The organism is Mesorhizobium sp. M0140 (assembly GCF_040322475.1).
Classification (GTDB): Bacteria; Pseudomonadota; Alphaproteobacteria; order Rhizobiales; family Rhizobiaceae; genus Mesorhizobium.
This window is the reverse complement of sequence record NZ_JAMYTM010000053.1, coordinates 1-26405: the sequence shown is the minus strand read 5'-3', so window position 1 is coordinate 26405 and position 26405 is coordinate 1. Positions and strand designations below refer to the sequence as shown.

25 protein-coding genes are annotated in these 26405 nt (G+C 64.4%); 18 read left to right on the top strand and 7 right to left on the bottom strand.

Annotated features, from left to right (window positions below; translation table 11 throughout):
• Positions 1-202: 202 nt before the first annotated feature.
• Positions 203-571: a hypothetical protein gene (locus tag NKJ37_RS30705; protein ID WP_013529317.1), complete on the top strand. Its 369-nt coding sequence runs from the start codon at positions 203-205 to the stop codon at positions 569-571.
• A 45-nt stretch (positions 572-616) separates the two neighbouring features.
• Here the strand turns inward: NKJ37_RS30705 and NKJ37_RS30700 are convergent, their stop codons facing one another.
• Positions 617-1588 (bottom strand): sugar-binding transcriptional regulator, encoded by a 972-nt coding sequence (locus NKJ37_RS30700; RefSeq protein WP_352776313.1) that lies wholly within the window; start codon positions 1586-1588, stop codon positions 617-619.
• Positions 1589-1845: 257 nt separating this feature from the next.
• On the opposite strand from NKJ37_RS30700, the gene NKJ37_RS30695 reads away from it, so the two are divergent.
• From NKJ37_RS30695 to NKJ37_RS30670, 6 genes are all read left to right on the top strand, one after another.
• Positions 1846-2832: an ABC transporter substrate-binding protein gene (locus NKJ37_RS30695; protein ID WP_128305052.1), complete on the top strand. Its 987-nt coding sequence runs from the start codon at positions 1846-1848 to the stop codon at positions 2830-2832.
• Positions 2833-2920: 88 nt separating this feature from the next.
• On the top strand, positions 2921-4624 hold the full coding sequence (locus tag NKJ37_RS30690; protein WP_352776312.1) for an ABC transporter permease: 1704 nt from the start codon (positions 2921-2923) through the stop codon (positions 4622-4624).
• Positions 4612-5691 (top strand): ABC transporter ATP-binding protein, encoded by a 1080-nt coding sequence (locus NKJ37_RS30685; RefSeq protein ID WP_352776310.1) that lies wholly within the window; start codon positions 4612-4614, stop codon positions 5689-5691. The genes NKJ37_RS30690 and NKJ37_RS30685 overlap by 13 nt, the downstream gene beginning before the upstream one ends.
• Positions 5691-6857, top strand: a complete 1167-nt coding sequence (locus NKJ37_RS30680; RefSeq protein ID WP_352776316.1) for an MBL fold metallo-hydrolase — start codon at positions 5691-5693, stop codon at positions 6855-6857. The genes NKJ37_RS30685 and NKJ37_RS30680 overlap by 1 nt, the downstream gene beginning before the upstream one ends.
• Positions 6854-7597: a 5'/3'-nucleotidase SurE gene (locus tag NKJ37_RS30675; protein WP_352776309.1), complete on the top strand. Its 744-nt coding sequence runs from the start codon at positions 6854-6856 to the stop codon at positions 7595-7597. The genes NKJ37_RS30680 and NKJ37_RS30675 overlap by 4 nt, the downstream gene beginning before the upstream one ends.
• A 106-nt stretch (positions 7598-7703) precedes the next feature.
• Positions 7704-8798 (top strand): DUF930 domain-containing protein, encoded by a 1095-nt coding sequence (locus NKJ37_RS30670; RefSeq protein WP_352776307.1) that lies wholly within the window; start codon positions 7704-7706, stop codon positions 8796-8798.
• A 4-nt stretch (positions 8799-8802) separates the two neighbouring features.
• Here the strand turns inward: NKJ37_RS30670 and NKJ37_RS30665 are convergent, their stop codons facing one another.
• Both NKJ37_RS30665 and NKJ37_RS30660 read right to left on the bottom strand, forming a co-directional pair.
• Positions 8803-9477, bottom strand: a complete 675-nt coding sequence (locus tag NKJ37_RS30665; protein WP_023811039.1) for an HAD family hydrolase — start codon at positions 9475-9477, stop codon at positions 8803-8805.
• 93 nt (positions 9478-9570) lie between these two features.
• Positions 9571-10212, bottom strand: a complete 642-nt coding sequence (locus NKJ37_RS30660) for a hypothetical protein (protein WP_023811040.1) — start codon at positions 10210-10212, stop codon at positions 9571-9573.
• A gap of 195 nt (positions 10213-10407) precedes the next feature.
• Here NKJ37_RS30660 and NKJ37_RS30655 point away from each other — a divergent pair, with 195 nt between their 5' ends.
• The 5 genes from NKJ37_RS30655 to ptsP all read left to right on the top strand — a co-directional run bounded on the left by NKJ37_RS30655 (position 10408) and on the right by ptsP (position 15237).
• Positions 10408-10845 (top strand): transcriptional regulator GutM, encoded by a 438-nt coding sequence (locus NKJ37_RS30655; protein WP_023811041.1) that lies wholly within the window; start codon positions 10408-10410, stop codon positions 10843-10845.
• A gap of 88 nt (positions 10846-10933) precedes the next feature.
• Positions 10934-11695 carry a PTS glucitol/sorbitol transporter subunit IIC gene (gene srlA, locus NKJ37_RS30650; RefSeq protein ID WP_013529328.1) on the top strand — a complete coding sequence of 254 codons (762 nt, stop codon included), beginning with the start codon at positions 10934-10936 and terminating at the stop codon, positions 11693-11695.
• Positions 11696-11711: 16 nt separating this feature from the next.
• Positions 11712-12713 carry a PTS glucitol/sorbitol transporter subunit IIB gene (srlE, locus tag NKJ37_RS30645; protein WP_023811043.1) on the top strand — a complete coding sequence of 334 codons (1002 nt, stop codon included), beginning with the start codon at positions 11712-11714 and terminating at the stop codon, positions 12711-12713.
• A gap of 108 nt (positions 12714-12821) precedes the next feature.
• Positions 12822-13202, top strand: a complete 381-nt coding sequence (locus NKJ37_RS30640; RefSeq protein ID WP_023811044.1) for a PTS glucitol/sorbitol transporter subunit IIA — start codon at positions 12822-12824, stop codon at positions 13200-13202.
• Positions 13203-13257: 55 nt separating this feature from the next.
• Positions 13258-15237: a phosphoenolpyruvate--protein phosphotransferase gene (gene ptsP, locus NKJ37_RS30635; protein WP_023811045.1), complete on the top strand. Its 1980-nt coding sequence runs from the start codon at positions 13258-13260 to the stop codon at positions 15235-15237.
• A 14-nt stretch (positions 15238-15251) separates the two neighbouring features.
• Here ptsP and NKJ37_RS30630 read toward each other — a convergent pair whose 3' ends face one another.
• Positions 15252-16055, bottom strand: coding sequence for a hypothetical protein (locus NKJ37_RS30630; RefSeq protein ID WP_023811046.1), 804 nt, complete (start codon positions 16053-16055; stop codon positions 15252-15254).
• Between the two features lie 159 nt (positions 16056-16214).
• Here NKJ37_RS30630 and NKJ37_RS30625 point away from each other — a divergent pair, with 159 nt between their 5' ends.
• Positions 16215-17225, top strand: coding sequence for a sugar-binding transcriptional regulator (locus NKJ37_RS30625; RefSeq protein WP_023811047.1), 1011 nt, complete (start codon positions 16215-16217; stop codon positions 17223-17225).
• Here the strand turns inward: NKJ37_RS30625 and NKJ37_RS30620 are convergent.
• From NKJ37_RS30620 to NKJ37_RS30610, 3 genes are read right to left on the bottom strand one after another with little or no spacing between them, the layout of a single operon-like run.
• Entirely contained in the window at positions 17212-18063 is an 852-nt protein-coding gene (locus tag NKJ37_RS30620; protein WP_352776306.1) for a TIGR01459 family HAD-type hydrolase, read from the bottom strand. The genes NKJ37_RS30625 and NKJ37_RS30620 overlap by 14 nt on opposite strands.
• Positions 18060-19334 (bottom strand): FGGY-family carbohydrate kinase, encoded by a 1275-nt coding sequence (locus NKJ37_RS30615; protein ID WP_031213187.1) that lies wholly within the window; start codon positions 19332-19334, stop codon positions 18060-18062. Before NKJ37_RS30615 ends, NKJ37_RS30620 begins: the two co-directional genes overlap by 4 nt.
• A 7-nt stretch (positions 19335-19341) precedes the next feature.
• Positions 19342-20385, bottom strand: a complete 1044-nt coding sequence (locus NKJ37_RS30610) for a class II aldolase/adducin family protein (RefSeq protein WP_023811050.1) — start codon at positions 20383-20385, stop codon at positions 19342-19344.
• A gap of 192 nt (positions 20386-20577) precedes the next feature.
• Between NKJ37_RS30610 and NKJ37_RS30605 the strand changes: the two genes are divergently transcribed.
• The 5 genes from NKJ37_RS30605 to NKJ37_RS30585 all read left to right on the top strand — a co-directional run bounded on the left by NKJ37_RS30605 (position 20578) and on the right by NKJ37_RS30585 (position 26282).
• Complete coding sequence (locus NKJ37_RS30605) at positions 20578-21354, top strand: DeoR/GlpR family DNA-binding transcription regulator (protein ID WP_023811051.1); 777 nt, start codon at positions 20578-20580, stop codon at positions 21352-21354.
• On the top strand, positions 21351-22730 hold the full coding sequence (locus NKJ37_RS30600; protein ID WP_352776304.1) for an FGGY-family carbohydrate kinase: 1380 nt from the start codon (positions 21351-21353) through the stop codon (positions 22728-22730). The genes NKJ37_RS30605 and NKJ37_RS30600 overlap by 4 nt, the downstream gene beginning before the upstream one ends.
• Positions 22727-24271, top strand: coding sequence for a sugar ABC transporter ATP-binding protein (locus NKJ37_RS30595; RefSeq protein WP_352776302.1), 1545 nt, complete (start codon positions 22727-22729; stop codon positions 24269-24271). Before NKJ37_RS30600 ends, NKJ37_RS30595 begins: the two co-directional genes overlap by 4 nt.
• The gene (locus NKJ37_RS30590) at positions 24268-25266 is read left to right on the top strand and encodes an ABC transporter permease subunit (RefSeq protein WP_127266680.1); all 999 of its coding nucleotides are present in this window, start codon (positions 24268-24270) and stop codon (positions 25264-25266) included. The genes NKJ37_RS30595 and NKJ37_RS30590 overlap by 4 nt, the downstream gene beginning before the upstream one ends.
• Positions 25267-25343: 77 nt before the next feature.
• Positions 25344-26282 carry an ABC transporter substrate-binding protein gene (locus NKJ37_RS30585; protein ID WP_027038073.1) on the top strand — a complete coding sequence of 313 codons (939 nt, stop codon included), beginning with the start codon at positions 25344-25346 and terminating at the stop codon, positions 26280-26282.
• Positions 26283-26405: the final 123 nt, after the last annotated feature.

The window sequence follows — 26405 nt, the reverse complement described above, 5'->3', positions numbered from 1 at the left end:
ACCATCGCGCCGTCGACGGCGCGCTGGGTGCCGAACTGCTGGTCGCCTTCAAGCGCCTGATCGAGAACCCGATGGGCATGCTGGTTTAGGTCCTGTCGGGAGCCGGTGCCAAATCATGCGCCGGCTCACAAACAGAAACGACTTGTCAGGCGCCAACCCTTGACCCATGTTCTATCTGGACTGCGACCCAGGGAGGCCAAATATGCCTGCATTCGACCCGTCTGACGTCAAAACCTTGTTCGGCAAGGTCATGGGCGCGTCGCCATCCGACATCAAGCTTGTGGCGCAGCGCCTGCACGATCATGCCTTCGAGCCGCGCATGTCGGCGGAGGAGACCAGGCAGCTTGTCGCCAGCCTCGGCTATGACAGCCTGGACGCGTTCTGCGCCGATATCGGCTTGCCCACGCATATCGCCGAGCGCTGGAGCCGTTTTGGTGTTTCCGGCGAGATGAAGCAGGTTTTCACGCTGTTGGCGGCGCAGCGCAAGCGGGTGGCCGAGGCGATCGCCGAATTCGAATCCATGACCCATGTCGGTGTCGAGGATTTTTTGCGCGAGCGCGGGCTCATTTAGCGGGAAACACGGGTAGCGGGAAACACCGGGGCCAGTCGAACCGGCTCAGCCGCCCTTGGCAAGCAGCGCCGTGGCGGTATCGCTGTCGGTGATCAGCACGTTGGTGTCGACGGCTTTCAGCGCGGCGAGGATCGCCGCGACCTTGCGCTTGCCGCCCGCGGCGAGAACCACATTCGGCACGTTGCTGACCACATCGAGATCGATGGCCATGACGCGGCTGTTGACCTCGTGGTCGACCAGCCCGCCGGCGGCATCGACAAAATAGCACAGCATGTTGGCGACCGCGCCCTTCGCTTTCAGCGGAGCGATCAGCGATGAGGGCACGATGCCGTGCCGGAAGATGGTGGCGTCCGGCGACATGTCGCCGACGGTGAGCAGCGCGATGTCGGCGGCGGCCGCGCGTTGGCGTACATCCTGCAGGGTCGGCTGCGCCCAGAGGAGATCGCGCAGCGAGGAATTGTCGACCGTCACCGGCGCGGTGATCTGATAGCTGTCGACCTCGAAGACGTCTGCGACCTTGGCAGCAACGATGGATGGATTGATCCATTGCGAGTGCGGCAGGCTGCCGACAAGCGCCACCACGCAGGCACGCTTCAATTGCCGGCGGGCAAGGAAGCCGAGGCTGGCATGCAGGGTCGCGCCGCCACCGATGGCCAGCGTCATGCCGTCCTGCATCTGCTCGCCGAGATAGGCCGCGACGGCATGGCCGATGGCCTTCTCCAGATGGTCATGCGCCGAAGGTGTCGGGATGACGACGGCGGCATCCAGACCCCAGCGCTTTTCCAGTTCCCGCTCGAGCGCCACCTGCCCGGCGGTCGGCGCGTTGATCATGGTGACGACAATGCCCTCGGCGGTGCAGGAGGCCAGCGTACGCATGACCTTCACCCTGGAAACATCGAGCTTTTCGGCGATCTGTTCCTGGGTGAAACCTTCGACATAGTAGAGCCATGCCGTCTTGACGGTAAGGTCCGACGAGACCATCGGTAGGCGAGCCTGTCTGGGTTTTTCTGTGGTCATCGGTTCCTGTCCCTCATGAGCCGTGGCCTGCCCGGTGCTCATCAAGGAAACACCGGCCGGATGTCAATTGATGCCGATCGCAGGCGCGTCGATTGTCGCACAGTTTTGTTCATTTGTAATTGACATCGTACATATGAACATATTTTGTGGGTTTCACGCGCTGTGTCATCCACCAGTCATATGCGCCGTGCAGGGAGGAAGAGACGGGGAGCCGGCCAGAGCCGGACCGGTCATGCACAGAAAGACAGGAGGTCTCATTGAAGACGCACTTCATCAAGCTGCTGGCCAGCCAGCTGGCGCTCGCGGCAACTTTGTTTGCCGGCGTGGCAAACGCCGAAACACTGACTCTCTACACGTCCCAGCCGGAAGCCGACGCGGCCAAGACCGTGGATGCCTTCAAGAAGGCGCAGCCGGGTATCGATGTGAATATCTATCGCTCCGGAACGAGCGACATCCTGACCAAGATGGCGGCCGAGTTTGCCGCCGGCAGCCCGCAGCCCGATGTGCTTTTGATCGCTGACGCGGTCAGCATGGAGCTGTTGAAGAAGGACGACCGGCTGCTGCCCTATCCCGAGGCAAAGCTCGACGGCATCGAAGCGGATGCCTATGATGCCGACAAGACCTATTTCGGCAGCAAGCTGATCACCACCGGCATCGTCTACAACACCGCGGCGACCGAGAAGCCGCAGCATTGGGCCGATCTTGCCAAGCCCGCCTATGCCGATGGCCTGGTCATGCCGAGCCCGCTCTATTCGGGTGCCGCCGCCTACCTGCTTTCGGGCTTCGTCGGCGATACCAACTATGGCTGGGATTTCTTCCAGAAGCTGAAGACCAACAACACCGTCAGCGTGCGCGGCAATGGTGCGGTGCTGAAGTCGGTGGCATCGGGCGAGAAGCCCTATGGCATCCTCGTCGACTTCATGGCGATGAACGCCAAGAAGAAGGGTTCCCCGGTCGAGTTCGTGTTCCCCTCGGAAGGTGTGCCGGCAGTGACCGAACCGGTCGCCATCATGAAGACCGCCAGGAATGTCGATGGCGCCAAGAAGTTCGTCGACTTCATTCTTTCCGATGACGGCCAGAAGCTGGCGCTTTCGATGGGCTATCTGCCGGCGCGTGCCTCGGTCGGCCGCCCCGAATGGCTGCCGGAAGGCGTCAAGGTCAAGGTGATGTCGTTCGACACCAAGGCAATCGTCGCCAAGACCGACGCCGACAAGGCGAAGTTCTCGGAACTGTTCGGCGGCTGAGCCGGCAATCCAGTCGGCATGCCCCCCTAGCGGCATGCCGACTGCGAAATCCGAGCGCATCGGCTGATCGATCCCAGGAAAAGCAATCATGTCAACACGGATCAGGGAAAGCCGGGGCCAGGAAATGGTCCTGACGGCGGCGGTGGCCATCGTCATCGTCCTGCTTTCGCTGCTGCCGATGCTGCGCCTGATCAAGGAAATCGTGGCACCCGGCGGCACGCTGTCGACCGTCGCGATAAAGGCGGGGCTCGCCAGTCCGGCGACCTGGATCGCCACCTGGCACACGCTGGTCGTCGGCATCGGTGGCACCCTGCTTGCGGTGCTGTCGGGAACGCTGGTGGCCGTCCTCGTCACCCTGACCGATATCCGCTCTCGCAGCGCCATGGTGCTCTGTTACGTCATGCCCTTGATGATCGCGCCGCAGGTGACGGCGCTGGCCTGGCTGCAATTGTTCGGCCCGGCAAGTCCATTCCTGAAACTGTTCGGGGCGGCACCGCCGCTCGGTACCAAAAACCCGCTCTACTCCACCTCGGGCATCATCCTGCTGCTCGGCGTGCAGTATGGCCCGCTGGTCTTCCTGCTGGTGCGTGCCGGCCTGCGCAAGCTGCCGCGCGAGCTGGTCGAAGCGGCACGGGCCGGCGGCGCCGGCTGGTTCACCGTGCTGGTCACCATCGTGCTGCCGCTGATGACGCCGTCGATCATGGCGGCCGCCGCACTGGCCTTCGTCTCCTGCGTCGGCAATTTCGGCATTCCGGCCTTTCTCGGCATTCCCGCCAACTATCTCGTGCTGCCGACCTTGATCTATCAACGGCTGGCCGGCGGCGGTCCCGCCGTGCTCGGCGAAACCGCCTTCCTGTCGGTGCTGATCGGCGTCATCGCCATGGCTGGCATCCTCGCCCAGGAGGTCATGAGCCGCCGCCGCGACTATCGCATCAGCTCCACCTCGCTGGCGGCCGAGCCCTATGAGCTCGGCCGTTGGCGGCCCGCCGTCCAGGCGGGCATGTGGCTGTTGATCGTCGTGGTGCTGATCCTGCCGCTGTTCGGGCTGGTGCTGACATCGCTGGTGCCGGGCTATGGCATCGCGCTCACGGCCAAGACGGCAACGTTCGACAATTATCGCTTCGTGCTGTTCGAGCATGATGCGGCCAGCCGCGCCTTCTTCAACAGCTTCTGGCTGTCGATCGCGGCGGCCTTCTTCGCGGTCCTAGTCGCCGTGCCGATCGGCTATCTGATCGCCTGGGGCAAGCAGCGCTGGGTTCGGCTGCTCAATCTGTCGGTCGAGCTGCCCTATGCCTTGCCCGGCGTGGTGCTGGCGATCGCCTCGCTGTTGCTGTTCCTGCGGCCGATCCCGCTGACCGGCATCCAGCTCTACAACACCGTCTGGATCATCCTCTACGCCTATCTCGCCCGCTTCCTGGTGCTGGCGCTGCGGCCGACCATCAGCGGCTATCACCAGATCGATCGGGCGCTGGAGGAGGCGGCGCAAGTGGCGGGCGCCGGGCTGTTCACACGCATGCGCACGATCATCTTCCCGCTCGTCGCACCGGCGGCGATCGCCGGCGGCCTGCTGATCTTCATGACGGCGCTCAGCGAGCTCACCGTCTCGGCGCTGCTGTGGTCGTCAGGCTCGGAAACGATCGGCGTGGTGATGTTTTCCTTCGAGCAGGGCGGCGATTCCAACTACGCGGCGGCGATGTCCGTCATCACCGTCGCGGTCACCTTCGTGCTGATGCTGGTGACCAATCTGCTTGCCCCCTACCTTCCCAGCGGAGTGCTGCCATGGCGCGATTGAGCCTGGACAATGTGACCAAGAGCTTCGCCAATTTCGATGCCGTCAAGGATGTGTCGATCGACGTCGCCGACGGCGAATTCCTGGCAGTGCTCGGCCCCTCCGGTTGCGGCAAGACGACGTTGCTGCGGCTGGTCGCGGGATTCGAGAAAGTGACGTCAGGCGAAATCCGCATCGGCAGCGAGGTCGTTTCGGGCAAGGGCGGCAGCGTCGCGCCGGAAAAGCGGCGCGTCGGCATCGTCTTCCAGAATTATGCGCTGTGGCCGCACATGACGGTCGCCGAAAACATCGGCTATTCGCTGAAGGTGGCGAAGCTGGACAAAGCGGTCGCGCGCCAGAAGGTTGAAGACGCACTCGCTTTGGTCAATCTGCAAGGGCTGGGCGAGCGCAGGCCGGCCAATCTTTCCGGCGGCCAGCGCCAGCGCGTGGCGCTCGCACGCTGCCTTGTCGCCGCGCCCTCGCTGGTGCTGTTCGACGAGCCGCTCGCCAATCTCGATGTGCATCTGAGGGCCTCGATGGAGGACGAGTTCGCGTCCTTCCACAAGCGCACTGGCACCACCATCGTCTACATCACCCATGATCAAGCCGAGGCGATGGCGCTGGCCGATCGGATCGCGGTGATGGACGGCGGGCGACTTGCCCAGCTCGCGACGCCGCCCGAGCTCTATCATGAGCCGGCAAATGAAATGGTGGCGTCCTTCATTTCCCAAGGCATTTTGTTGCCCGCGGATGTGTTGAGCGCGGAAGAAAGGGGCCATTGCAAGGTCCGGATTCTCGGCGCTGAACTGGTCGTCCGCTGCCGGGCTGGCGAGCGGCCGCGAACTGGGGCAAAGATCTGCTGCCGGTCGACCGATCTCGACGTGTCGCCGGACGGTCCCGGCTTCGATGGCCTGGTCAAACGGGTGATCTATCAGGGTGGTTCGGCGCGGATCGAATTCACGCCTTTGACCAGTCCCGACCTCACCTTGCATTTCGAACAGCCCGACCCGGTTGTGCTGGAGAGCGGAGCCCGGGCGCGTCTTCGGATACGGTCCGGCTGGCTGATCCCGGCAATAGGGGCAGCATCGTGATGATGCTCGATCTGCTCGGCGGTTTTGGGGAAAAAGGCCGCACCAGCCTCGCTGTCAGCAGCGGCAACGATCGCATCCTGCTCGATGTCGGCATCAAGGTCGGCGCGTCGGGCGCGGACTATTATCCGGCGCTGAACGGGTCGATCGCCGACATCGACGCGCTGTTCGTCTCGCACGCGCATGAGGATCATATCGGCGCGCTGAGCTGGCTTCTGGCGCGCGGTTATGCCGGCCCGATTTTCATGACGGCTGAGACCCGCGACGAGGCTCCGGCGACGCTTGCCGGCTATGCTGAGCCCGAGGATTTCAGGCGGTTCCCTTTTCCAGAAGATCGCATCGAATTGTTCGAACCTTGCGACATGCTGAAGAGCGGCAATCTCACGATCCGGACGGGACGATCGGGACATGTGGTCGGCGGCGTCTGGTTTGCCGTCGACGACGGCGAAAGCCGCGTCGCCTATTCGGCCGATGTGGTGCCGGACAGCAATGTCTTTGTGATGGACACGATCCCGCACTGCGACCTGCTTGTTCTTGATGCTTCCTATGGCGCGGATCCCGTGCCAGGTGCGGCGCGGGCGCGCGAAATCTCGCAGTGGGTTGCGAGGCATTCGGACGGATGTCTTTTGCCGACGCCACTCTCGGGGCGGTCGCTGGAGCTGATCGCGGCCTTGCCGGGGCCGTTCGCCATCCATGCCGGCATGCGCTCATCGCTGGAAGTGCAGATCGGCGCCACCGCGTCTCTGTTGCCGGGCGTTTCCGGACTCCTGCTTGCCCGCCTGCAAGACGCAGCCGACTGGACCGATGCTGATCCCCTGCCGTCGCTGCCGTTGCTTGCCGATGACGGCATGGGCGAGGCCGGCCCGTCGTCACGGCTGCTGCCGCGCGCCGGTCAGGCAGGGTTTCCGGTGCTGCTCACCGGGCATCTGCCGTCAGGCTCGCCTGGCGATCTGCTGCACAAGGCCGGCCGGGCGGACTGGGTGCGCATGCCGACCCATCCTACGCTGTCGGGCAATGTCGACATCTGGGAGAAGGCCGGGCGTCCCGCGGCACTCGGTCACTCCTGCGCGGCCGAGCTTCTCGGTGATCTCAAAAACCACATTCCGTCGCTGCGCACGCAATGCCGCACCGGCCAGCGCATCCCGGTGCCGGAGGCAAGAGAACGATGAGAATCCTGGTCTGCAACGACGACGGCATCGAAGCGCCGGGGCTTGCCCGTCTCGTCAAAGCCGCAAGCGCGTTGAGCGACGATGTGTGGGTGGTCGCGCCCGACGGCAAGCGCACCGCTGCCGGTTCGTCATTGACGATCGCCAGACCGTTGACGATGCGGCATGTCAGGCCGGGCTGGTATTCCTGTTCCGGCACGCCCGCCGATTGCGTGGTGAGCGCGATGACGTGGCTGTTTGCCGACGCAGAGAAACCGGACCTTGTGCTGTCGGGTGTCAATAACGGGCGCAACGTTGCCGAGGACCTTGCCTATTCCGGCACGCTCGGGATTGCGCGGGAGGCGACCTTCTGGGGCGTGCCGGCGATCGGCTTTTCGCGTGTGAAGGATCCTGATTTCACCGATGGCGACGACCAATGGCTGGGAGCGCTGATTGCCTCGCTTTGGCAGTCGCGCGCCGACTGGTCGACGGAGGGCCATTGGCTGAGCGTCAACCTACCGACGGCGCTGCCGGCCGAAATCCGCCAGCCACGCATTGGCCGCGACAAGATCGCCCGCACGGCCGAGATCGTGGAGAGCGATGGCGGGCGCACTGTCATCACGGTCCCGCGCGGTCGGGCTCACGCCAGCCAGCCGGGCGACGAAAACGCGGTGATCGACGCCGGCTTCGTCAGCATCAACCGGCTGAACTGGTTCGGCGAAACGCGGCTGGACGACCGGTTTCTGGATAGGATTCTGGGCTGATCCTTCTGCGTGTGATCATCCAGATCACCAAGCTGTCAGCGGTCAAACTGCGCCAATGCAGTCCTTATGCTTGAAGCCGCCGCTATTTCATTCCACATCGGTCAGGATGAAGGACGAGACACGTCAGCGGCGTCGGACTTTGCTGTGGGCCTTGCCCGCATCGCTGATCCTGCATGCGCTCATCGCGGCGTTCCTGATCTACGGCCTGCCGGTGCCTCCCCAACAGCCGCAGGAGGAGCAGCCGGTCAATGTCGCGCTCGTGCCTCCGCCCGAGCAGCCGAAACCTAAACCTGCTCCGGTACCACCGCCAAAGGAAGCCAAAGCCGAAAAGCCGCCGGAACCCAAGGTTGAAAAACCGCCGGAACCGAAAGTCGAAAAGCCATCTCCGCCGGAAAAGCAACCGAGCAAGCCGTCGCCAGTCGAGGTCCTGAAGCCCGTTTTTCAGTTCGGCGACAAGGATACCGGCCCGAGGAAATCCCTGGATGGGGGCAGCGCTCAGGACAACTCGCCGTCGCCGACCAAGGATGACGCGTCGAAGCCGCCTGTTGTGCCGAAGCAGGCAGAGAACAAATCGGCCGAGCCCACACAGGATACGGAGAAGCCGGAAACTCCGACCCAGGAGATGGACAAACAGCTGGCAGACAAACAAGAGCCGGAAGCGTCACCAACGCCATTGGCTGCCGGCGAAGGTGAGATCGAGCTTCCCACGTCGGCAGAAGCGCCGAAACCCAAACCCGCAAATACGCCGAAACCCGGCCCGTCAAAGGTTTCGAAATCCGGAAGCGGGGACGCCGGGAAGCCAAGCTCGAAGGAGGTGGCCGTTGCCAAGTCGCGGACTTATTCCGGCCTTCCGGGTGTTCACAGACTCTATTCGCAAGGCGCGACCGGCGATACGTCGGCCACGACTTCGATGGCCGGTGTGCCTCGCGGCAAGCGGGCCGCCCAACTTTGCGCCAGCGCGTTGCAGCAGCAATTGCTGGACGCCTCCTATTTCCCCGAGTTGATCCCAAGTGTTCCGCTGAAGGCCGGCAATATCCTTGATGCTCCGGATGTCGCCTTCCGCACCACAACCACATGGTATCATCTGGGTTTTCGGTGCGAGGTCGACACCGATGCAACGAAGGTCTTGTCCTTCAATTTCCGTGTCGGGCCAGTGATTCCGCCCGACCAATGGGTCCGCCTTGGACTGCCCATTCGCTAAGAGCCTAGGCCGGCACACCAAACCTAGCCAATTGCCGGCTAACTTCTTGCCAGTCGGCGCAGACGAAATCGGCACCGGCAGCTGTCAGCCGCGCGGCGTGCTCGGCATAGGTATGGCCGCCGCCGGTGTAGCCGATCGCCGTCATGCCGGCGGCGACAGCGCCCTGGATGCCGAAGGGCGAGTCCTCGATGACGATGCAGTCAACGGGATTGGCGCCGATCTTGTCCGCCGCGAAGAGGAAGATGTCCGGCGCGGGCTTGCCGTTCTTGACCATCGAGGAGCTGTAGATCGCGTCGCCGAAGAAACGCGCCAGCCCGGTCACGGCAAGGCTGTGGTTTATGCGCTCGACGGAGGAGGACGAGGCGACACAGCGGTCGCCCGCAAGCGTCGCGAGAAACGCAGTGATTCCCGGTGTCGGCTTCAATTCCTGCGAGAACAGCACCTTGGTCTCGGCCCAGATGTCGCCGTCCGCCGCCGCCGGAAATTGGTGCCCGGTCAATTCCTTGATCCTGGCGATGATATCGGACTGCTTCATGCCGACGCATTGGGCGATGATGCTGGTGTTGACACCGGGCATGCCGTGCTTTTCGTAGACGCGCTCATAGGCGCGGGCGGCCAGCGGCTCGCTGTCGACAAGAACGCCGTCGCAATCGAAAATAATAGGCCTTGGTCGCGCCACGCGTTTCCCTCTCGAGTCAATTTTCGCACATCGCTATCGGCAAAAAGTCAAATGTTCAATAGCGCGTGCGTTTTGGGGGCGCGAAGAGCGGGCTCAAAGCTGGCGCAACGCATCGCTCGCACGGGAAGACCCGAGCGCCCGTTGCATGGCTTGCCGGGACTGCGCGCGATCTGGGGTGATCCAGTTCGGTTCGGCGCCGAGAAAGCGGTCGAGGAAAGCCACCGCATAGGCCGGCATCTCGGTCACATTCTCGCGATAGGACCACCATGTGCGCAAATCGTCGGCGCATTTGTCGATGCCGGGTGCCGTGCCGAATTCCTGCTCGTGGATCGCCGAAATCACCGAGACGCAGTAGTTGGTGTAGAGGAAACCCTCCGGCCAGAAGCGGACGATTTCCAGCGTGCCGGCGTTCGTTTCCGTCTCGATCAGTTGGGTGAGGCCGGATATTTCTTTTGCCGGCGCCTGTTTTATCAACTCGCGCAGCACGAGGCCGGCGGCAAAGACGATGAAGTCGGCGCGGTCGATCGCGGCGAAGCGCTTCTGCGCTTCCATGATCTCGACCCAGTCGAGAAAGGCTCTGGTGAGCTTGGCCTCGTCGATCTCGAAGCGCACGCCGAACGTGTCCGAGACCACCTTGGCGCTGCCGCGAAAGGTGGCGCGGAACCAGCGCAGCTGCCGCAGCCGATGGCGAAGATCCGGCATCAAGGCCAGCTCGTCCCTGAAGGGCAGCTCCATGTTCCTCGTATCCTGTTTCCCGGTCAGCCTAGCACAACAGCGCCACGGCCGAAATCGGTCAGCGCCCTTGTAGATGACCGCAGCCGAGGCCAATATCATACATATTGACATTCTCGGAAACAAATGTTCTCACTTTGCTGTTGTCACGCGCCGGTCCAAGGTGCGGTTCAACTGAGGCTTCGGGAGGAGAACCGAATGGCGATTTGGCAGTGGGGACTGCTTCTGCTGGTTATCGTGTGGGCGCTGCAGTCGCTCGGCGTCTGGCTGCAGATGCGGCACTATTCGGATGTCTTCAGGGGCGTCACCGACCAGTACAAGGATGGCTTCGTCGGAGCCGGCAATTTTCGCGGCCGGTTGGCCAAGGGCACCATCGCGCTCGTCGTGGTGACGCCTGATCTGGTCGTGCGCCGCCTGATGGTGATGAGCGGCCGTTCCGTCTTCACCAAATTCAAAAGACATGAAGAATTCGAGGGTGTTCCCCTCGATAAACTCCGGTCCAACCCTGCAATCATGGGGGAGGGGGAACCCGGTGTGGCCGAGGCCGTGAAACGGGCGATCGAGCAGATCGACAAGACACGGTCGGAGCCGGGGAAGAAGCCGGGCCTGTCCGGCTTGAACATAGCAAGGGCTTAGGGCCGCAGGATTTCGGGCTCTAAATCAAAGGGATAGAGGACGCCGCGCACCGACTGGGATCAACCGGCGGGTGGCATAAGGAGGAGAAATGTCTGTATTTTCGTTGTTGGCGCAGCATGCCGACATGGCCGTGCACAATCTGCATGTCGCAGGTGCCATGGTCTCGGATGCCGCATTGCATGGCAAGCTCGCAGTCGAGCATGCCTCCGACCATCTCGTTGTCCTCGCACAAGCGGACAGCGGACCGATCACCGTCGATCAGTTCAAGGAAAAGCTGAAGGACGTCCAGCAGGAAGAGCAGCTCGGCTGGCTGACCGCCATCGGCAAGTACTTCATCGGCATCTTCCAGAAGGGCGGCGAGGTCTTCGCCGGCTTCGTCACCGGCATCATCCCGACGCTGGTGGTGCTGATGACGGCCTTCTACGCCGTCACCGAACTGGTCGGCGAAGAGCGCGTGCATGGCCTGGCGCGCGGCGCCGGCCGGATCGCGCTGACGCGCTACACGCTGTTGCCGCTGCTGGCGGTGTTCTTCCTCACCAATCCGATGGCCTATACGTTCGGATCGTTCCTGGAAGAAAAGCACAAGCCGGCCTTCTATGACGCGGCCGTGTCCTATGTGCACCCGCCGCTCGGCCTGTTCCCGCACATCAATCCCGGCGAGTATTTCGTCTGGGGCGGCATTCTCGTTGCGCTGCTGGAGCTGGAAAAGAAGGGCGTCGTCGTTGCCGGTTACCACGTCAAGGTGGCGATCTGGTACGCAATCGTCGGTCTCGTCGTCATCCTGCTCAAGGGCATGCTGACCGAACGCATCACCGCCATCATGGCACGCCGCCAGGGCGTCGAGCTGTAAGGGCGGGGAGGACATCATGGCCAAGACATATAAAGCCGTACGCATCTCCCGGGGCAAGACCGGTTGGGGTGGCCCGCTCGTGATCGAGCCGACCGAACAGCGCAGCAAGGTTGTTTCCGTCACCGGTGGTGGCATCCACCCGGTGGCACAGCTTATTGCCGACATGACCGGTGGCGAAGCCGTCGACGGCTTCAGGGCGCCGCCGATCGAAAGCGAGATGGCGGTGGTGGTCGTCGATTGCGGCGGCACCGCACGATGCGGCGTCTATCCGCGCAAGCGCATCCCGACCGTCAATCTGACGCCGGTCGGTCAATCGGGGCCGCTGGCCCAGTTCATCACCGAGGACATCTACGTTTCGGGCGTGAAGCCGGCCAACATCACAATGGCGGACGGATCCGAAACGGTCACGACTGCAGGGGGAGCAGCAGCGATGAGTTCAAGCAACAATGCGGCCGCGGCACCACAGCCGCTGCCGAGCGAGGGTGGGCTGATCGGCCTCATCAGCACGATCGGCCGGGTCATGGGACGTATCGTCGGCATCTTCTTCAATGCCGGCCGCCGCACCATCGACCAGGTCATCCGCAACGTGCTGCCGTTCATGGCCTTCGTGACCATGCTCATCGGTCTGATCCTGTATACCGGCATCGGCGATGTGCTGGCGCAGCCGATGGGTCCGCTGGCCAACAACATCGTCGGCCTGCTGATCATCTCGGCGATCTGCGGCCTGCCGTTCCTGTCGCCCATTCTCGGGCCAGGCGCTGTCATCGCGCAGGTCATCGGCGTCGCCATCATCGGCCCGCAGATCGCCAACGGCACGATTTCGCCGGCAATGGCACTGCCGGCGCTGTTTGCCTACAATACCCAGGTGGGCTGCGACTTCGTCCCCGTCGGCCTGGCGCTCGGTGAGGCCAAGCCGAAGACGATCGAAATCGGCGTTCCGGCGGTGCTCATCAGCCGCCAGATCATGGGGCCGGTCTCGGTGCTGATCGCCTGGGTCGTCAGCCTGATCGTGTTCTAAGGCAACTCTGGGAAAAGCGCATAATGCTTTCCCTTGGAAATTGCGTCAAAACAAAGAGTTAGAGCGGTTCACCGCTCTAGGGAAAGTTGAGAAAATGAGGTTCGCCATATGACGGTTCTGTTGAGAACACGGGTCACTGCCATCGGCCCCGAAGTGGCGGACCTTGCCGAAGGGGGCGTGGTCATCCTGTTTGCGGATGGCTCGCCGCCGGAGCTTGCCGAGGTTTCGGTGCTCCACAAGGCGGAGCAGGGACCAAGTGACGGAGCGCCCGCCAAGGGCGCTTCGATCACCCTCGGCCCGGTTGTCGCTGTTATCACAGCGGTCGGCTCCAGCGCGTGGAGCAAGGTGCTGGAAATGGGCCATGTCGTCATCTCGTTCAACGGCGCTACCGAGGCCGAGAGGCCGGGCGAGATCTGTGCGTCGCAAGTCGACCCGCAAGCGCTGGTGGCCGCCCTGAAGACCGGCGCAATCATCACCATCGCCGCCTGACAGCATTCGCGCCGTGGCCTATGTTGGGAGCGGCGCCCAAAACCAGAGTATTGCCATGGAACGCTCGACCATCGTCAGAGTGCATGAAGGTTTGCACGCCCGTCCCGCGACGCGGTTCGTGAAGCTCGCCAAGGGCTTCGAATCCGACGTCGAACTGGTCAAGGACGGCAAGGCGGTCAGCGCCAAGAGTTCGGTCAAGCTGATGCTGCTGGCGGTCAAGGAGAACCAGGAAGTCACGGTGCGGGCGAATGGCGCCGATGCCATCGAGGCACTCGAGGCGCTGATCGGCTATCTCGAGAATCCGCGGGCCGGCCTCGATGATGAAGCGGAGGCGCAGAGCCCGGCGAACGATGCCGGGCAGGAAGCGGCACCCGCGCCCGGATCCGTGCCGGCGGCACCTGACGGGGCAAACCGCCTGCGTGGCGTGGCCGCCAGCGAAGGTTTCGCCATCGGCCCGGCCTTTGCGCATTTTCCACCCGATATCGCCGGACAGGGCCGCGTGTTGCGGGCCGAGGAGATAGAAGGCGAGATCGACAGGTTCCGCACGGCCGTCGGCGCGGTCCAGGCCCGTATGGATAATGCGTTGGCGCAGGACAGCCTGTCGGCTGGAGACCGCGGCATCGTCGCCGCGCTCAGGGATATCGCCGCCGACGATAGCCTGACTGGTGAGGCCGAGGGCCTGATCAAGGGCGGCAATGACGCGGTCTCCGCCGTCATCACCGCCGCCTCCACCATTGCCGCCGAATTCAGCGCGGTCGACGATCACTATCTCAACGCGCGGGCGGATGACGTTCATGCGGTCGGGCGGCAGATCTGCCTCGTGTTGCTGGGCCAAGACGATGTCAGCCTCGAAAACATACCCGAAGGGGCTATCCTGATTGCCGATGACATCGGCGCCTGGGATCTGGCACGCGCGCCGCTGAAGCGTATCGGCGGCGTGGTGTGCGGCCATGGCGGCGCCACCTCGCACATCGCCATCATCGCGCGCTCGCACGGCATTCCGGCAGTGCTCGGCCTCGGCGGCCAGGTCAATGCCTTGCGCACCGCGCGAGACGTCGCGCTCGACGGCAATGCCGGCCATGTGATCATCGACCCCGACGAGGCGACCCGTGCCGATTTCGCCGGCCGCGTCGAAGCGGCGGCAAAGGAGCGCGCCGGCCTGACCATCTTCAAGACGGTGACGCCGAAGCTCGCCGACGGCAGGATCATCGAGGTCGCGGCCAATATCGGCTCACTCGAGGAAATCGAAGCGGCGCAAGAGGCTGGTGCCATGGGCATCGGCCTGTTCCGCACCGAGCTTTTGTTCATGCGCCATATGCATCTGCCCTCGGAAGACATGCAGGCCGAGACCTATGCGGCGCTGGCCAAGGCTTTTGCGCCTTATCCGGTCATTGTACGCACGCTCGACATCGGCGGTGACAAGCCGATTGCCGGCATCGAATTTCCCGACGAGGAAAACCCCTTCCTCGGCTGGCGCGGCATCCGCATGTGTCTCGACCGGCCCGACATCTTCAAGCGCCAACTGCGGGCGCTGCTGCGCGCAGCCGTGCACGGCAACATCAAGGTGATGCTGCCGATGGTGTCCGACCTCTCGGAGGTCAGGCAGACGCGCGTGCTGGTTGACGAATGCACGGCCGAGCTGAAAGCCGAAGGCGTGCCGCATGCGACCTTCGATCTCGGCGTAATGATCGAAACCCCGGCCGCCGTGCTGATCGCCCCGACGCTGGCCAAGGAGGTCGCTTTCTTCTCGATCGGCACCAACGATCTGACCCAGTACATCATGGCCGCGGACCGGCTCAATCCGACCGTCGCCAAGCTCAACGATGTCACCAATCCAGCCGTCATGTCGGCGATCGAAATGACGGCAAAAGCCGGCGTCGCCGCCGGTATCATGGTCGGCATGTGCGGTGAGGCGGCCGGCCGTCCGGATCTCATTGCGACATTCGTGAAGATGGGGCTGACCGAACTCTCGATGAGCCCGGCTTCCATCCAGCGCGCCAAGAAAGCGATCATGGCCATGGCCGCTGAAGGCTAGCCCAGGCCGGCCAACTACGGCAGATGGGCAAGCAAGGTGGCGAACACCGGTGTCAGTTCAGCGATCGGGTTTGCCTTGGCGCAGGCCTGAACGATGCGGTCGTGGCGAATATCCGCCGCCAGTATCGCGATCTCCAGCATATCCGGCTCCGGCGCGCCGTCCCTGCCGGCGGTCGCCAGGCCGCAGGCCAAAGCGAGCGGTGCCAGGCAGCTTACGTCAAGCGCGCTGCTGCCCACCACCGCCGGCGTTTCGGACATCGTTTCGGCAAAGCGGACCGGACGCTGGCCGAGGCACTCGACCAGCAGCGCCGAACAGGTGGCCGCGATTGCCTGCAGTCCGGCACCTGGCGCGGCCAACGCGGCCAGCAGATCGCCATGCCGCTTGCGCATCGTGGCATGGACGGCCGCGAAATCGGCTTCGTGGATGCGGGCATTGTCGATGTTCAGGCCGGCAAGAACCGCCTTGGTCAGATAATACATATCGCGCCGGAACAGGCGTTCGGCGTCCAGTTGGCGATCCTCGTTGCCGACCGGGAAATAGGTGCCGAGGCCCTTCACCGTCGTGCCGTCCACCTTGATCGGGCGCTCATGCGGGACGAAAGCTTCAGCGATCGACAGCGCTTCGTCGACGGCACTCGCGGCATGGCTGAGCAGGCCTTCGATGCCCTTGCCTGGAAACGGCGGCAGATGGCTGGTTGCTTCGCGCAGGATGCTGGCATCGCCGCTGCCGTCATGGCGGCTCTGGCGGATGATTTCGCGGACTTCCCGCAGCCGGTCCTTCAGATTGACGCGGACATCTTCGGAGATTTGTCGGAGCATCGCGGATCGCCTTGAAATTTGCTGCGGATAGCCGCCAACCGGGGCAGCCGCCACTCTCTACATTGTTCCTATCGATTGGTAGATCAATAGGCGATACTAGACCAGCATGCAGAATCGGCGGCAGCGCGCTCGTCCGTCGCCGCAGGGGGAGAGACAGACTTGGGCAGACGACGACAGGGCGAAAGCGAAGACGGTCGAGGCGAGGCAACCGAGCAGGTCGCCAGCGAAAGCCGGACGGATCGCCTCAGGATTCGCGCCGCCTGGATGTATTTCGTCGAACAGATGACGCAGAACGAGATCGCCGACGTGCTCGGCGTCGGTCGCGTCACCATCGTGCGCATGCTGGCGGATGCCCGGGCGCGCAACGAAGTGAAGATCACCATCGAGAGCGAATTGTCGGAAATCGTGCGGCTTGAGCGCGCGCTGGAGAAGACGTTCGGGCTGCAGCAGGCGCTGGTGGCGCCGCTTTCGGCACCCGATGCCGATCCGATACCAGCGATCAGCGCCAAGACCGGCAGTTTCCTGTCGGACACGATGAAGTCCGGGATGCGGGTCGGCGTCGGCTGGGGGCAGACGCTGTTCTCGAGCCTGCCCTTCATCAGCGCCAAGTCGCTCACCGATTTCAAGGTGATTTCGCTGCTTGGCGGTGTCGGCGTCGTGCGCCGGGTCAACCCAGCCGAGTTCGCCTGGCGCTTCGCTCAGATATTCCAGGGCGACGGCTATCTGATGCCGACACCAGCCGTCGTCGACAGCGTCGAGACCAAGATCGCACTGATCGAGCGCTGCGGCCTGCAGGAGATTTTCGAGATGGCCGACGTGCTCGATGCCGTTCTGCTGAGCGTCGGCGGGATCGCCTCGGCCACCACCTTCTCTCGTGGCGGCTTCCTCAAGGAGGCGGATCGGGAGGCCCTGCTTGCGCGTGGCGCCGTGGGTGACCTCCTGTTCCATTTCTTCGACCGCAACGGCGATCTGGTCGACCATCCCGTCAACAGCCACGTGATGTCGGTGGATGTCGACCGTCTGCGCAAGGCACCGATCCGTATCCTCACTTCCGGTGGCGAGGAGAAAACCGAAGCGCTGCTCGGCGCCATGACCCTCATTGCCCCAACCATCCTGATCACCGACGAGGAGAGCGCGCGGCGCATGCTGGAAGCGGTCAGCGGAAGCTGAAGCTGTCCGTAATGTAGTCCGGCCAGGCCTGCTGTTCGTCGAAAACAGCGGCGAGATCCGGTGTGTCCGCCAGTATTCCGCTCAGCACCAGCGCGGTGGCGATGCCGGTGCTGTTTCCGCCCGATATATCGTGTTCGACGCTGTCGCCGACACAGACCACGGTGCCACGGTCCGGCTCGCCGGCCAGCGCCAGCGCGGCGTCGAAAATCGCCTTGTCGGGCTTGCCGATTCGGGTAACGCTGCCGCCCAGGCTTTCATAGAGATCGGCCAGACGGCCGGCGCCGAAGCGAGGGCCAACGGCCGTCAGCATGATGATGTCGGGATTGGTGCAGAAACACGGCACCCGCCGCTCTGCGGCCGGCGCGAACAGCCTGCGATAATGGTCGAGGTCAAAGCGGTCACCCTCGCTGGCCGCGATCAGCACCAGTTCGGCCTCATCGCCGGACCCGGTCAGCACAAAAGGCAGGCCCTCGATCGCGGAGCGGTCAGCTTCACGGCTGATCAGCAGGCATTTTGTCCCTGGGCGCAGCTTCCCCGACGTCGCCATATCCCTAAAGGATCGCCACGCCACCTCGCCGGAAGAAACGAAATGATCCCAGCTTCCCGCTTCGAAGCCGAGTTTTATGAGCCGGCTTTCATTGGGTCGTGCCCGCCTGCCGGAGTTCGAAACCAGCACCACGGTCTTGCCGGCGCGCTTCAGCGCCGACAGCGCTGCCACCGCGCCCGGATAGGGCCGTGTGCCGTCATGCAGCACGCCGAACTGGTCGAGCAGGAACACGTCGTAGCGCTCCGCCAGCGGCCCGATGCCGTCGAGACGTTCGATCGTTTTCGCGCTCATAGGAGTCCTGCCCGGCTTGCACCCATCAGCGCCAGCCGCGCCGTGCCGGCGGCGGCCTCGTCGGAAAGCGCGGGCAGGAAATCGACGCCGAGCCTGCGCCGCCGGATTGCCGTCCAGGCTGGGTTCGCCGCCCCGCCTCCGACGCTCCTGACCGATATCAGCGCGGGCGCGCCGAGTTCGGCAAGCCTGTCATAGCCGAGCGCTTCGATCGCGGCGATGCCTTCGAACATCGCTTTCAGATAATCGGCGTCGTCCGCCGGCCGGGGTGCAAGGCGAGGCGGCAGCGCCGGATCGGCGATCGGAAATCGTTCGCCCGTGGCGGGAAGCGGATAGTAATCGAGGCCGGTGTCGGTCTCCGGGTCGATTTTTGCGCTGAGTTCGATGATACGGGCGAGCGGAAAATGCTGAGCCAGCACCTTGCCGCCGGAATTCGACGCACCGCCTGCCAGCCAGGCGTTGCCGAGCCGGTGGCTGTAGATGCCGAAGCGCGGCGCCGAAATCGGCCGGTCGGACAGGATCTTGATGGTCAGCGAGGATCCCAGCGCGGTGACGCCGTCGCCGATCGCGGCAGCACCGGTCGCCAGGAACGAGGCGCAGCCATCCGTGGTTCCGGCGACGACGGCCACATCGCGCGGCAAGCCGAACAGTTCCCCGGCTTCCGCGGTGAGGGCGCCGGTGACTTCGCCCGGCTCGACCACGCGCGGCAGCAACTCCACGCGCATTCCGGTCGCGGCGATCCATTCCGGCCAGCGGCGGGCCTCGACATCATAGCCTGTCTTCAGGGCATTGTTCTCGTCGCTGACGTCGAAGCGGCCGGAGAAGTTTCCGGCAATCCAGTCGGCCTGATGCAGCACCGCCGCAATGCCCGGCAGATGCTGGAAGCGCAGGGCCTTGGCGAGGCCGGATGTCGCTCCGTGCGCTGCACTTGCAGCCGGCGCGGTGCGGTCGATCGCGGCCAGAATGTCGTCGTCATCGACCTTGTCGTTGTACATCAGCGGTTCGGCCAGCGGCCGCCCGGCGACGTCGACCGGCAGCAGCGTGCCGGAGGTGCCGTCGATGGCGATGGCGCGGACCGCCGTGCGGTCGATGCCGGAAAGCAGGTCCGTCAGCACCGCCTTGACCGCTTGCCACCATGCCGTGGGGGCTCGGTCATCGCGGCCAAACCTGTCGAGTGGAACGGCCGAATGCCCGGCTATGGAAAAATCCGGGCGCATGGCGACGGCGCGCGCACCTGATGTGCCTAGGTCGATGCCGATGACAAGTGGCATCATGTCCATGCTAGCCGCCAGCCGCGTTGAGCTTCTGGCGATATTGCTCGGCGTCCCAGTTGACCAGCTCGTCATTCTCGGAAGCGGTGAGATAGTTCAGCCGTGCGGCGACGTCGATGCGCGCCGTCACGTCGGCGAGGCAGCGTTGCATGGCATCGGCGCCGGCACTGGCGTCGCCGCGCATCAGCACGCCTGCGCCGGGAAACAGGATCGCCGCAGGCGACGTGTCCAGTCGTGCAATGACATCGGCCACCGCCTCGCCTGGTTTCGCCACGATGGAGCCCTGGCCGAGGAAGATGACGTGGTCCGGATAGAGGCTGCCGGCCTGCGCCATGCGGCGGCTCTCAGGGTCGAGCGCAACCGCATGCGCTTCGACATCGGCCGGCAATCTGTAGAAGCTGCCGCCGGCAAGCGCCGCCAAGGCATCGAGGTCGGGTGCGGCGGTCGCGCGCGCCGGCCGGGCCAGCAATGACCTGATACGGCGCAGCAGAAGCTCCGCCTCGGCGACGGTTTCGGCGGCGACGACCAGCCCGTGATTGCCAAGGATCAGCACGTCGACACCAGGCCGCAGTTTCTCGGCAATGCCGCGTGCAAGCGGCAGGCCCGGCCGGAAATAAGGCACATAGGCCCATTCGATGCCATCGAGCCGCCTGGCGACCTCGGCCTCGCCATCGGCCTGCACGGCAAGCGAGATGGTGTCGACGCAATGGACGTGAAGAACCACGCGCTGCGGCATCAGGGCGTGCACCGTGGTCTCGATCGACGGCCGCAGGCCGCGCGGGTTGAGCGCTGCAATGGTGAAACCCTGCGGCTGGTCGGCGGCGCGATCGCGCTGTTCGACGGCTCTCAGCAACGGCGCCATCGCCACCGGCACCATGATGTCATCGACCAGCGCGTCCTTCAGCCAGGTGCCGGAGGCCTTGATCCACAGCGTGTCGCCGGCTTTCAGCGAGGTGTTGCCGCCTGCCGCCTGGGTCAGATGCGGGCTCTGCCCGATGCTGGCCGAAAGCGCCCGTAAGGCCGCCAGCTCCTGCGCATCAGCTTGGGTCGCCATGGCGCTTTTCCTCCAACGGCTCGGCCGTGTCCTGCGCGAAATCCCGTTGCCGGGGTCGAATTGGCGCTGATATCGCAGATACGAGTGATCTACGTCAACAGTGATCTAGTATCATCAAAACCCGCTTGCAATCCGGCTAATGTTGAGTAAGTTGCGCCAACTGCCATGGAAATGGCATCCGGGAGGAAAGAATTGAGCGACTCCGGCCGCCAGCGTCAGATCGTCGAACTGCTGCGGGATCGTCCGTTCGCTTCGGTGCGCGAGCTGCAGGAACGGCTTGGCGTTTCGGCCGCGACGGTCAGGCGCGATATCGACAGGATCGACGAAGCCGGCGAAGCGCGGAAGGTCTATGGCGGCATCTCGGCGCTCGACGGCGCTTCCCAGGCCGGTGTCGCCTACGCCCGGCCCTATGACGAGAACCGCGACCTTGCGGTCGAGGCCAAGCGGCAGATCGCCGCTCTCGCGGCGACCATGGTGCGTGACGGCGACGCCGTCATCGTGCATGGCGGCTCGACCTGCTTCCATCTCGGGGTCAAGCTCGCCGAGCGCAACATCCGCCTCTACACCAACTCGATGCCGCTGGCGGCCTATCTCAGCGACCACGGCCATTGCAGCCTGACGGTTGCGGGCGGTGATCTGCATCGCGAACCCGGCATCATCCATTCGCTCACCCAGGCCGTGCCCTTCTACGCCTCCAAATTCTTTCTCGGCGCGCAAGGCCTTGGCCAGGAAGGCGTGATGGAATCGCACCCGCTGCTGGTACGCTCGATCTTCGATCTCAGCCTCTGCGCCGACCAGATCGTGGTGCTGGCCGATAGCCGCAAACTGTCGATCCACGCGCGCAATGTTGCGCTGCCGCTTTCCCGCATCGGCACGCTGGTCACCGACGACGGTCTCTCCGACGCCGATGCGCGCATGCTGGAGGACGCCGGCGTCATGGTGCGGATAGCCTCGGGAGCCATCCAGTGAAGGTGGCTGTCCTCGATTTCGGCAAGACCAATTCGAAGCTGTTCGTCTTCGGCCAGGACGGGCGCATTGTCGACGAGCGCCGGACCCAGCCGAAATGGGTGCGCCAAGGCGGCTTCAGCGTGCTCGACGAGGCGGCGCTCCACCATTGGGCGCTCAGCGCCGTTGCCGATGCGGTCGATGGTCATGGAGTGGAAGGGGTCATGGTCTCGGGCCATGGCTGCACCTTTGCCTTGGTCGACGAGGCGGCGCTGACGCATCCGATCCTCGATTACGAGCAAGAGCCGCCGGCCGAGATTGCCGCGCGGATCGATCGCCGCATTCCGGGCTTTGCCGAGACCTTCTCGCCGCGGTTGCCGCTGGGCTTCAACTACGGCCGCCACATGCTGTGGCTGCAGGAGGTCGAGCCCGACGCGTTCGCCGCGTCGAAATCGATCCTCGGCTATCCGCAATATTGGAGCTGGCGCCTTGGCGGACGGGCGGTCTCGGAAGTATCCTATCTCGGCTGCCATTCGCATTTGTGGGCGCCGCGCCGCCAAGATTTTTCCTCGCTGGTCGACGCGCAGGGCTGGCGTGACCGGATGCCTGCCTTCGAGCGCGCCGGCACCGTTATCGGCGAGCAGCGCCTCGGCGCTGCGGCAAGCCCGATCGCCATCCACAACGGCGTCCATGACTCGAATGCGGCGCTGCATGCCTATCGCCGGCAGGAGCTTGGCCCGGTCACCGTCGTTTCTACCGGCACCTGGGTCGTCGTGCTCAATCCGTCCTGTCCCCTCGACGCGCTCGACCGGGACCGCGACATGCTGGTCAATGTCGATGTCGGCGGCGGCCCAGTGCCGACCATCCGCTTCATGGGCGGGCGTGAATTCGCAACCATCAGCGCCGGCTGGCAAGGCGAGATCGCCGGCCCGGCGGTGCAGCGGGTGATCGATGCCGGCATCATGGCGCTGCCGAGCTTCGCGCCGGGCGGGCCGATGGCGGGGCATTCCGGCCGACTGGCGGGGCGCGCGCCCAATGTCGAGGAACGCGCGGCTACGGCGCTGCTCTACGTCGCGCTGATGGTCGATCTCTGCCTCGACCTCATCCATTCGAACAACACGGTGATCGTCGATGGCGGGCTGAATACGGGCGGTCTGCTCGCCGGACTGCTGGCGCAATTGCGTCCCGACCAGGCTTTCCTGCAGGGCGCCACGCTGGAGGGCAGTGCCACCGGTGCAGCGGCGCTCGCCTTCGAGAGCGTTGGGCGCGAATTCGCCGCCGAAGTTCCGGAGCCGGTGCGCGCGTCGCGTTTCACCGGGTTGGTAGGCTATCGCGGCAATTGGCGTGCCGCCACCATGGACCGGGGCGTCGCTGGTGCGGTGGCGGGAGGCGCGCGATGAGTGCGATTGCCAAGGCCGAGACGGCGCGCCAGCCGGTGCTGGAGATGCGCCACATCTCCAAGACGTTCGGCACCATCCGTGCCTTGCACGATGTCTCGCTCAGCGTCCATGCCGGCGAGCTGCACGCCTTGATGGGCGAGAACGGCGCCGGTAAGTCGACATTGATGAAAGTGCTTTCAGGCGCCTATCGGCCGGATGCCGGTGGCGAGATCCTGATCGACGGCATGCCGGCCGCGACCGGCGATCCGATCAAGGCGCGCGCCAGCGGCGTCGCGGTGATCTATCAGGAGCTGTCGCTGGCGCCCAATCTGACGGTGGCGCAGAACATCTTCCTCGGCAACGAGCCGCGACGCTTCGGCATCGTCGATCGTGACCAGTGCACCCGGCGCGCCAGGGAGATCATCGCGCGTCTGGGCGTCTCCTTTTCGGCCCGCGACATGGTCTCCAGCCTGTCGCTCGGCGAGCGACAATTGGTCGAGATCGCCCGCGCGCTGTCGACCAATGCGCGCATCATCGTCATGGACGAGCCGACGACGTCGCTGACCTCGCGCGAGACCGACCGGCTGTTCGAGGTCATCGCGACGCTGAAATCGCAAGGCATCGCCATCATCTACATCAGTCACCGCATGGAAGAGGTCTACCAGCTTGCCGATCGCGTCAGCGTGCTGCGCGACAGCGGTTATGTCGGCACGCTCGAACGTGCCGACCTCAGCGCCTCGCGCCTCGTCTCGATGATGGTCGGCCGCGATTTGTCGGCTTTCTACAAGAAGGATCATCGGCCGCCGGACGAAAAGCGCGCGGTGGCGCTCTCGGTGCGTGGCATGTCCGACGGCCGTCTCCTGAAAGACTGTTCGTTCGACCTGCACAAGGGCGAGGTGCTGGCGCTGGCGGGTCTGGTCGGTTCCGGCCGTACCGAGCTTGCGCGGCTGATCTTCGGCGCCGACAGGCGCGTGTCAGGCACGCTGGAACTCGACGGCAAAACGATCTCCATCGGCTCGCCGCGCGAGGCGCTCGATGCCGGCATCGCCTATCTGACCGAGGACCGCAAGGAACTCGGCCTGTTCCTCGACATGTCGATTTCCGACAACATCAGCATGGGCGTGCTGGCGCGGGATTCGCGCGCCGGCGGCTTGCGCGATTTCGCGGCCGCCGAAAGGCGCGCTTCCAAGGCTGTTGCCGATCTCTCCATCCGCACCAGTTCGGTGCAGGCCAATGCCGGCTCCCTGTCGGGCGGCAACCAGCAGAAGGTGCTGCTCGCCCGCCTGCTTGAGACCGAGCCGAAGGTGGTCATCCTCGACGAGCCGACCCGCGGCGTCGATGTCGGGGCGAAATCGGAAATCTACCGGCTGATCGACAATCTCGCCAAACAGGGCATCGCCATCCTGATGATCTCCAGCGAACTGCCCGAGGTGATCGGCGTCGCCGACCGCGTGCTGGTGATGCGCGACGGCACGATATCGGGCGAGGTGACGGCATCGCAAGGCGAACCGCTGAGCCAGGAAAAAATCATGGAACTTGCAACGGGAGCGGCTCAGCAATGACCGACAAGGCGACCGAGATCAGCGCAGGCGGCCAGGCCACCGGCACCAGCCGACGGTTGCGCACGGCTTTCGCTGCCCTTGGCATGCTGCCGGTGCTGATCCTGCTGGCGGCCGGCTTCCAGTTCCTGAACCCGCGCTTCCTGACCGAGACCAACCTGTTGATCGTCACCCAGCAGTCGTCGATCAACATCGTGCTGGCGGCCGGCATGACCTTCGTCATCCTGACCGGCGGCATCGACCTGTCTGTCGGCGCCATCCTCGCCGCATCGGCGATGGTGGCGGTGATGGTGTCGCTGGTGCCGGATTGGGGTTTGCTCGGCGTGCCGGCGGCCATTCTGGTCGGGCTCGGCTTCGGCCTCATCAACGGGCTGCTCATCGCCTACATCAAGCTGCCGCCCTTCATCGTCACGCTGGGTTCGCTGACCGCGGTGCGCGGTGTTGCCCGCCTGCTCGGCCAGGACACCACGGTGTTCAACTCGGACCTGCCGTTCGATTTTATCGGCAACGGTTCGCTGTTCGGCATTCCCTGGCTGGTCATCATCGCGCTGTCGGTGGTGGTGCTGTCCTGGCTGGTGCTCAAGCGCACCGTGCTCGGCACCTGGATCTATGCCGTCGGCGGCAATGCCGAAGCGGCGCGGCTGACCGGCATCAAGGTGCCGCTGGTGCTGCTCTTCGTCTATGGCGTTTCCGGCCTGCTGGCCGGTCTTGGCGGCGCCATGTCGGCGGCCCGGCTCTACGCCGCCAACGGCTTGCAGTTGGGCCAGTCCTACGAACTCGACGCCATTGCCGCGGTCATCCTCGGCGGCACCAGCTTCGTCGGTGGTGTCGGCTCGATCTGGGGTACGCTGATCGGCGGCCTGATCATCGCGGTGCTCTCCAATGGGCTCATCTTGGCCGGTGTCTCCGACATCTGGCAGTACATCATCAAGGGATTGGTCATCATCGTGGCGGTCGCCCTCGACCGCTACAGGCTCCAGGCAGGAGCAAGAACGTGATTGACCTTAGTCGCCGGCGTCAACGACCGGTTTCATGTAACGCACCGTGAGAGGCGCGGGGCAATCGGAGGAAAGCAATGAAGACCATCGCCAAACTGCTCTGCGGCGTCGCACTCGCGTCGCTCGCCATCGCGCCCGCTTCGGCCAAGGACCTCAATAAGGTCGGCATCTCGGTCGGCCTGCTCGGCAATCCCTTCTTCGTCGCCACCATCAAGGGCATCGAGGACGCGGCCAAGAAGATCAACCCGAAGGTCGAGGTGACCTCGGTATCGGCCGACTATGACCTCAACAAGCAGGTCTCGCAGGTCGATTCGTTCATCGCCGCAGGTGTCGACGTGATCATGCTCAATGCCGTCGACGCCAAGGCGATCGCGCCGGCGGTGAAGAAGGCGCAAGCCGCGGGTATCGTCGTTGCCGCCTTCGACGTTTCGGCGCCGGGCGCCGACGTGACCGTGATGACCAACAACGTCAAGGCCGGCGAAGAGGCCTGCCAGTACCTGGTCGACCACACCGGCGGCAAGGGCGACTACGTCATCCTCAACGGACCGGCATCGTCCTCGATCCTGGAGCGGGTGAAGGGCTGCAAGAACGTGCTGGCGCAGCATCCCGACATCAAGATCCTCTCCGACGACCAGAATGCCGAAGGCTCGCGCGACGGCGGCCTGAAGGTGTTCCAGTCGCTGCTCACCCGCTTCGACAAGATCGATGCGGTGTTTGCCATCAACGATCCGACGGCGATCGGCGCCCAGCTTGCCGCCAAGCAGCTCAACCGCTCGGAGTTCATCTTCACCGCCGTCGACGGCGCGCCCGATATCGAGAAGGAACTCTCCTCCGGCACCTCGATGATCAAGGCCTCGGCCTCGCAGGATCCCTATGTGATGGCCGGCCAGTCGCTGACGATGGCGGCCGAACTTCTGGCCGGCAAGAAGCCGGCGGAGCCGACCGTGCTGCTCGACCCGAAGCTCATCACGGCCGAGAACCTGAAGGACTACAAGGGCTGGACCGCAGCCCGCTAAATCCTCCCAAGGCCGGTGGGGGGGGGGGGGGGGGCGGCGGCCGGCGGGGGCAGCGGGGGGCCGCGCGGGCGCTGCGCGTGCTAGAGGCGGAGGGCGCCCACCGGCCAGCCGGCGTAGGCAAGG

Coding starts and splice junctions, on each gene's coding strand:
- NKJ37_RS30705 (WP_013529317.1), top strand. CDS start 203: ATGCCTGCATTCGACCCGTCTGACGTCAAAACCTTGTTCGGCAAGGTC.
- NKJ37_RS30700 (WP_352776313.1), bottom strand. CDS start 1,588: ATGACCACAGAAAAACCCAGACAGGCTCGCCTACCGATGGTCTCGTCG.
- NKJ37_RS30690 (WP_352776312.1), top strand. CDS start 2,921: ATGTCAACACGGATCAGGGAAAGCCGGGGCCAGGAAATGGTCCTGACG.
- NKJ37_RS30685 (WP_352776310.1), top strand. CDS start 4,612: ATGGCGCGATTGAGCCTGGACAATGTGACCAAGAGCTTCGCCAATTTC.
- NKJ37_RS30680 (WP_352776316.1), top strand. CDS start 5,691: ATGATGCTCGATCTGCTCGGCGGTTTTGGGGAAAAAGGCCGCACCAGC.
- NKJ37_RS30675 (WP_352776309.1), top strand. CDS start 6,854: ATGAGAATCCTGGTCTGCAACGACGACGGCATCGAAGCGCCGGGGCTT.
- NKJ37_RS30670 (WP_352776307.1), top strand. CDS start 7,704: ATGAAGGACGAGACACGTCAGCGGCGTCGGACTTTGCTGTGGGCCTTG.
- NKJ37_RS30660 (WP_023811040.1), bottom strand. CDS start 10,212: ATGGAGCTGCCCTTCAGGGACGAGCTGGCCTTGATGCCGGATCTTCGC.
- NKJ37_RS30655 (WP_023811041.1), top strand. CDS start 10,408: ATGGCGATTTGGCAGTGGGGACTGCTTCTGCTGGTTATCGTGTGGGCG.
- srlA (WP_013529328.1), top strand. CDS start 10,934: ATGTCTGTATTTTCGTTGTTGGCGCAGCATGCCGACATGGCCGTGCAC.
- srlE (WP_023811043.1), top strand. CDS start 11,712: ATGGCCAAGACATATAAAGCCGTACGCATCTCCCGGGGCAAGACCGGT.
- NKJ37_RS30640 (WP_023811044.1), top strand. CDS start 12,822: ATGACGGTTCTGTTGAGAACACGGGTCACTGCCATCGGCCCCGAAGTG.
- ptsP (WP_023811045.1), top strand. CDS start 13,258: ATGGAACGCTCGACCATCGTCAGAGTGCATGAAGGTTTGCACGCCCGT.
- NKJ37_RS30630 (WP_023811046.1), bottom strand. CDS start 16,055: ATGCTCCGACAAATCTCCGAAGATGTCCGCGTCAATCTGAAGGACCGG.
- NKJ37_RS30620 (WP_352776306.1), bottom strand. CDS start 18,063: ATGAGCGCGAAAACGATCGAACGTCTCGACGGCATCGGGCCGCTGGCG.
- NKJ37_RS30615 (WP_031213187.1), bottom strand. CDS start 19,334: ATGATGCCACTTGTCATCGGCATCGACCTAGGCACATCAGGTGCGCGC.
- NKJ37_RS30610 (WP_023811050.1), bottom strand. CDS start 20,385: ATGGCGACCCAAGCTGATGCGCAGGAGCTGGCGGCCTTACGGGCGCTT.
- NKJ37_RS30595 (WP_352776302.1), top strand. CDS start 22,727: ATGAGTGCGATTGCCAAGGCCGAGACGGCGCGCCAGCCGGTGCTGGAG.
- NKJ37_RS30590 (WP_127266680.1), top strand. CDS start 24,268: ATGACCGACAAGGCGACCGAGATCAGCGCAGGCGGCCAGGCCACCGGC.
- NKJ37_RS30585 (WP_027038073.1), top strand. CDS start 25,344: ATGAAGACCATCGCCAAACTGCTCTGCGGCGTCGCACTCGCGTCGCTC.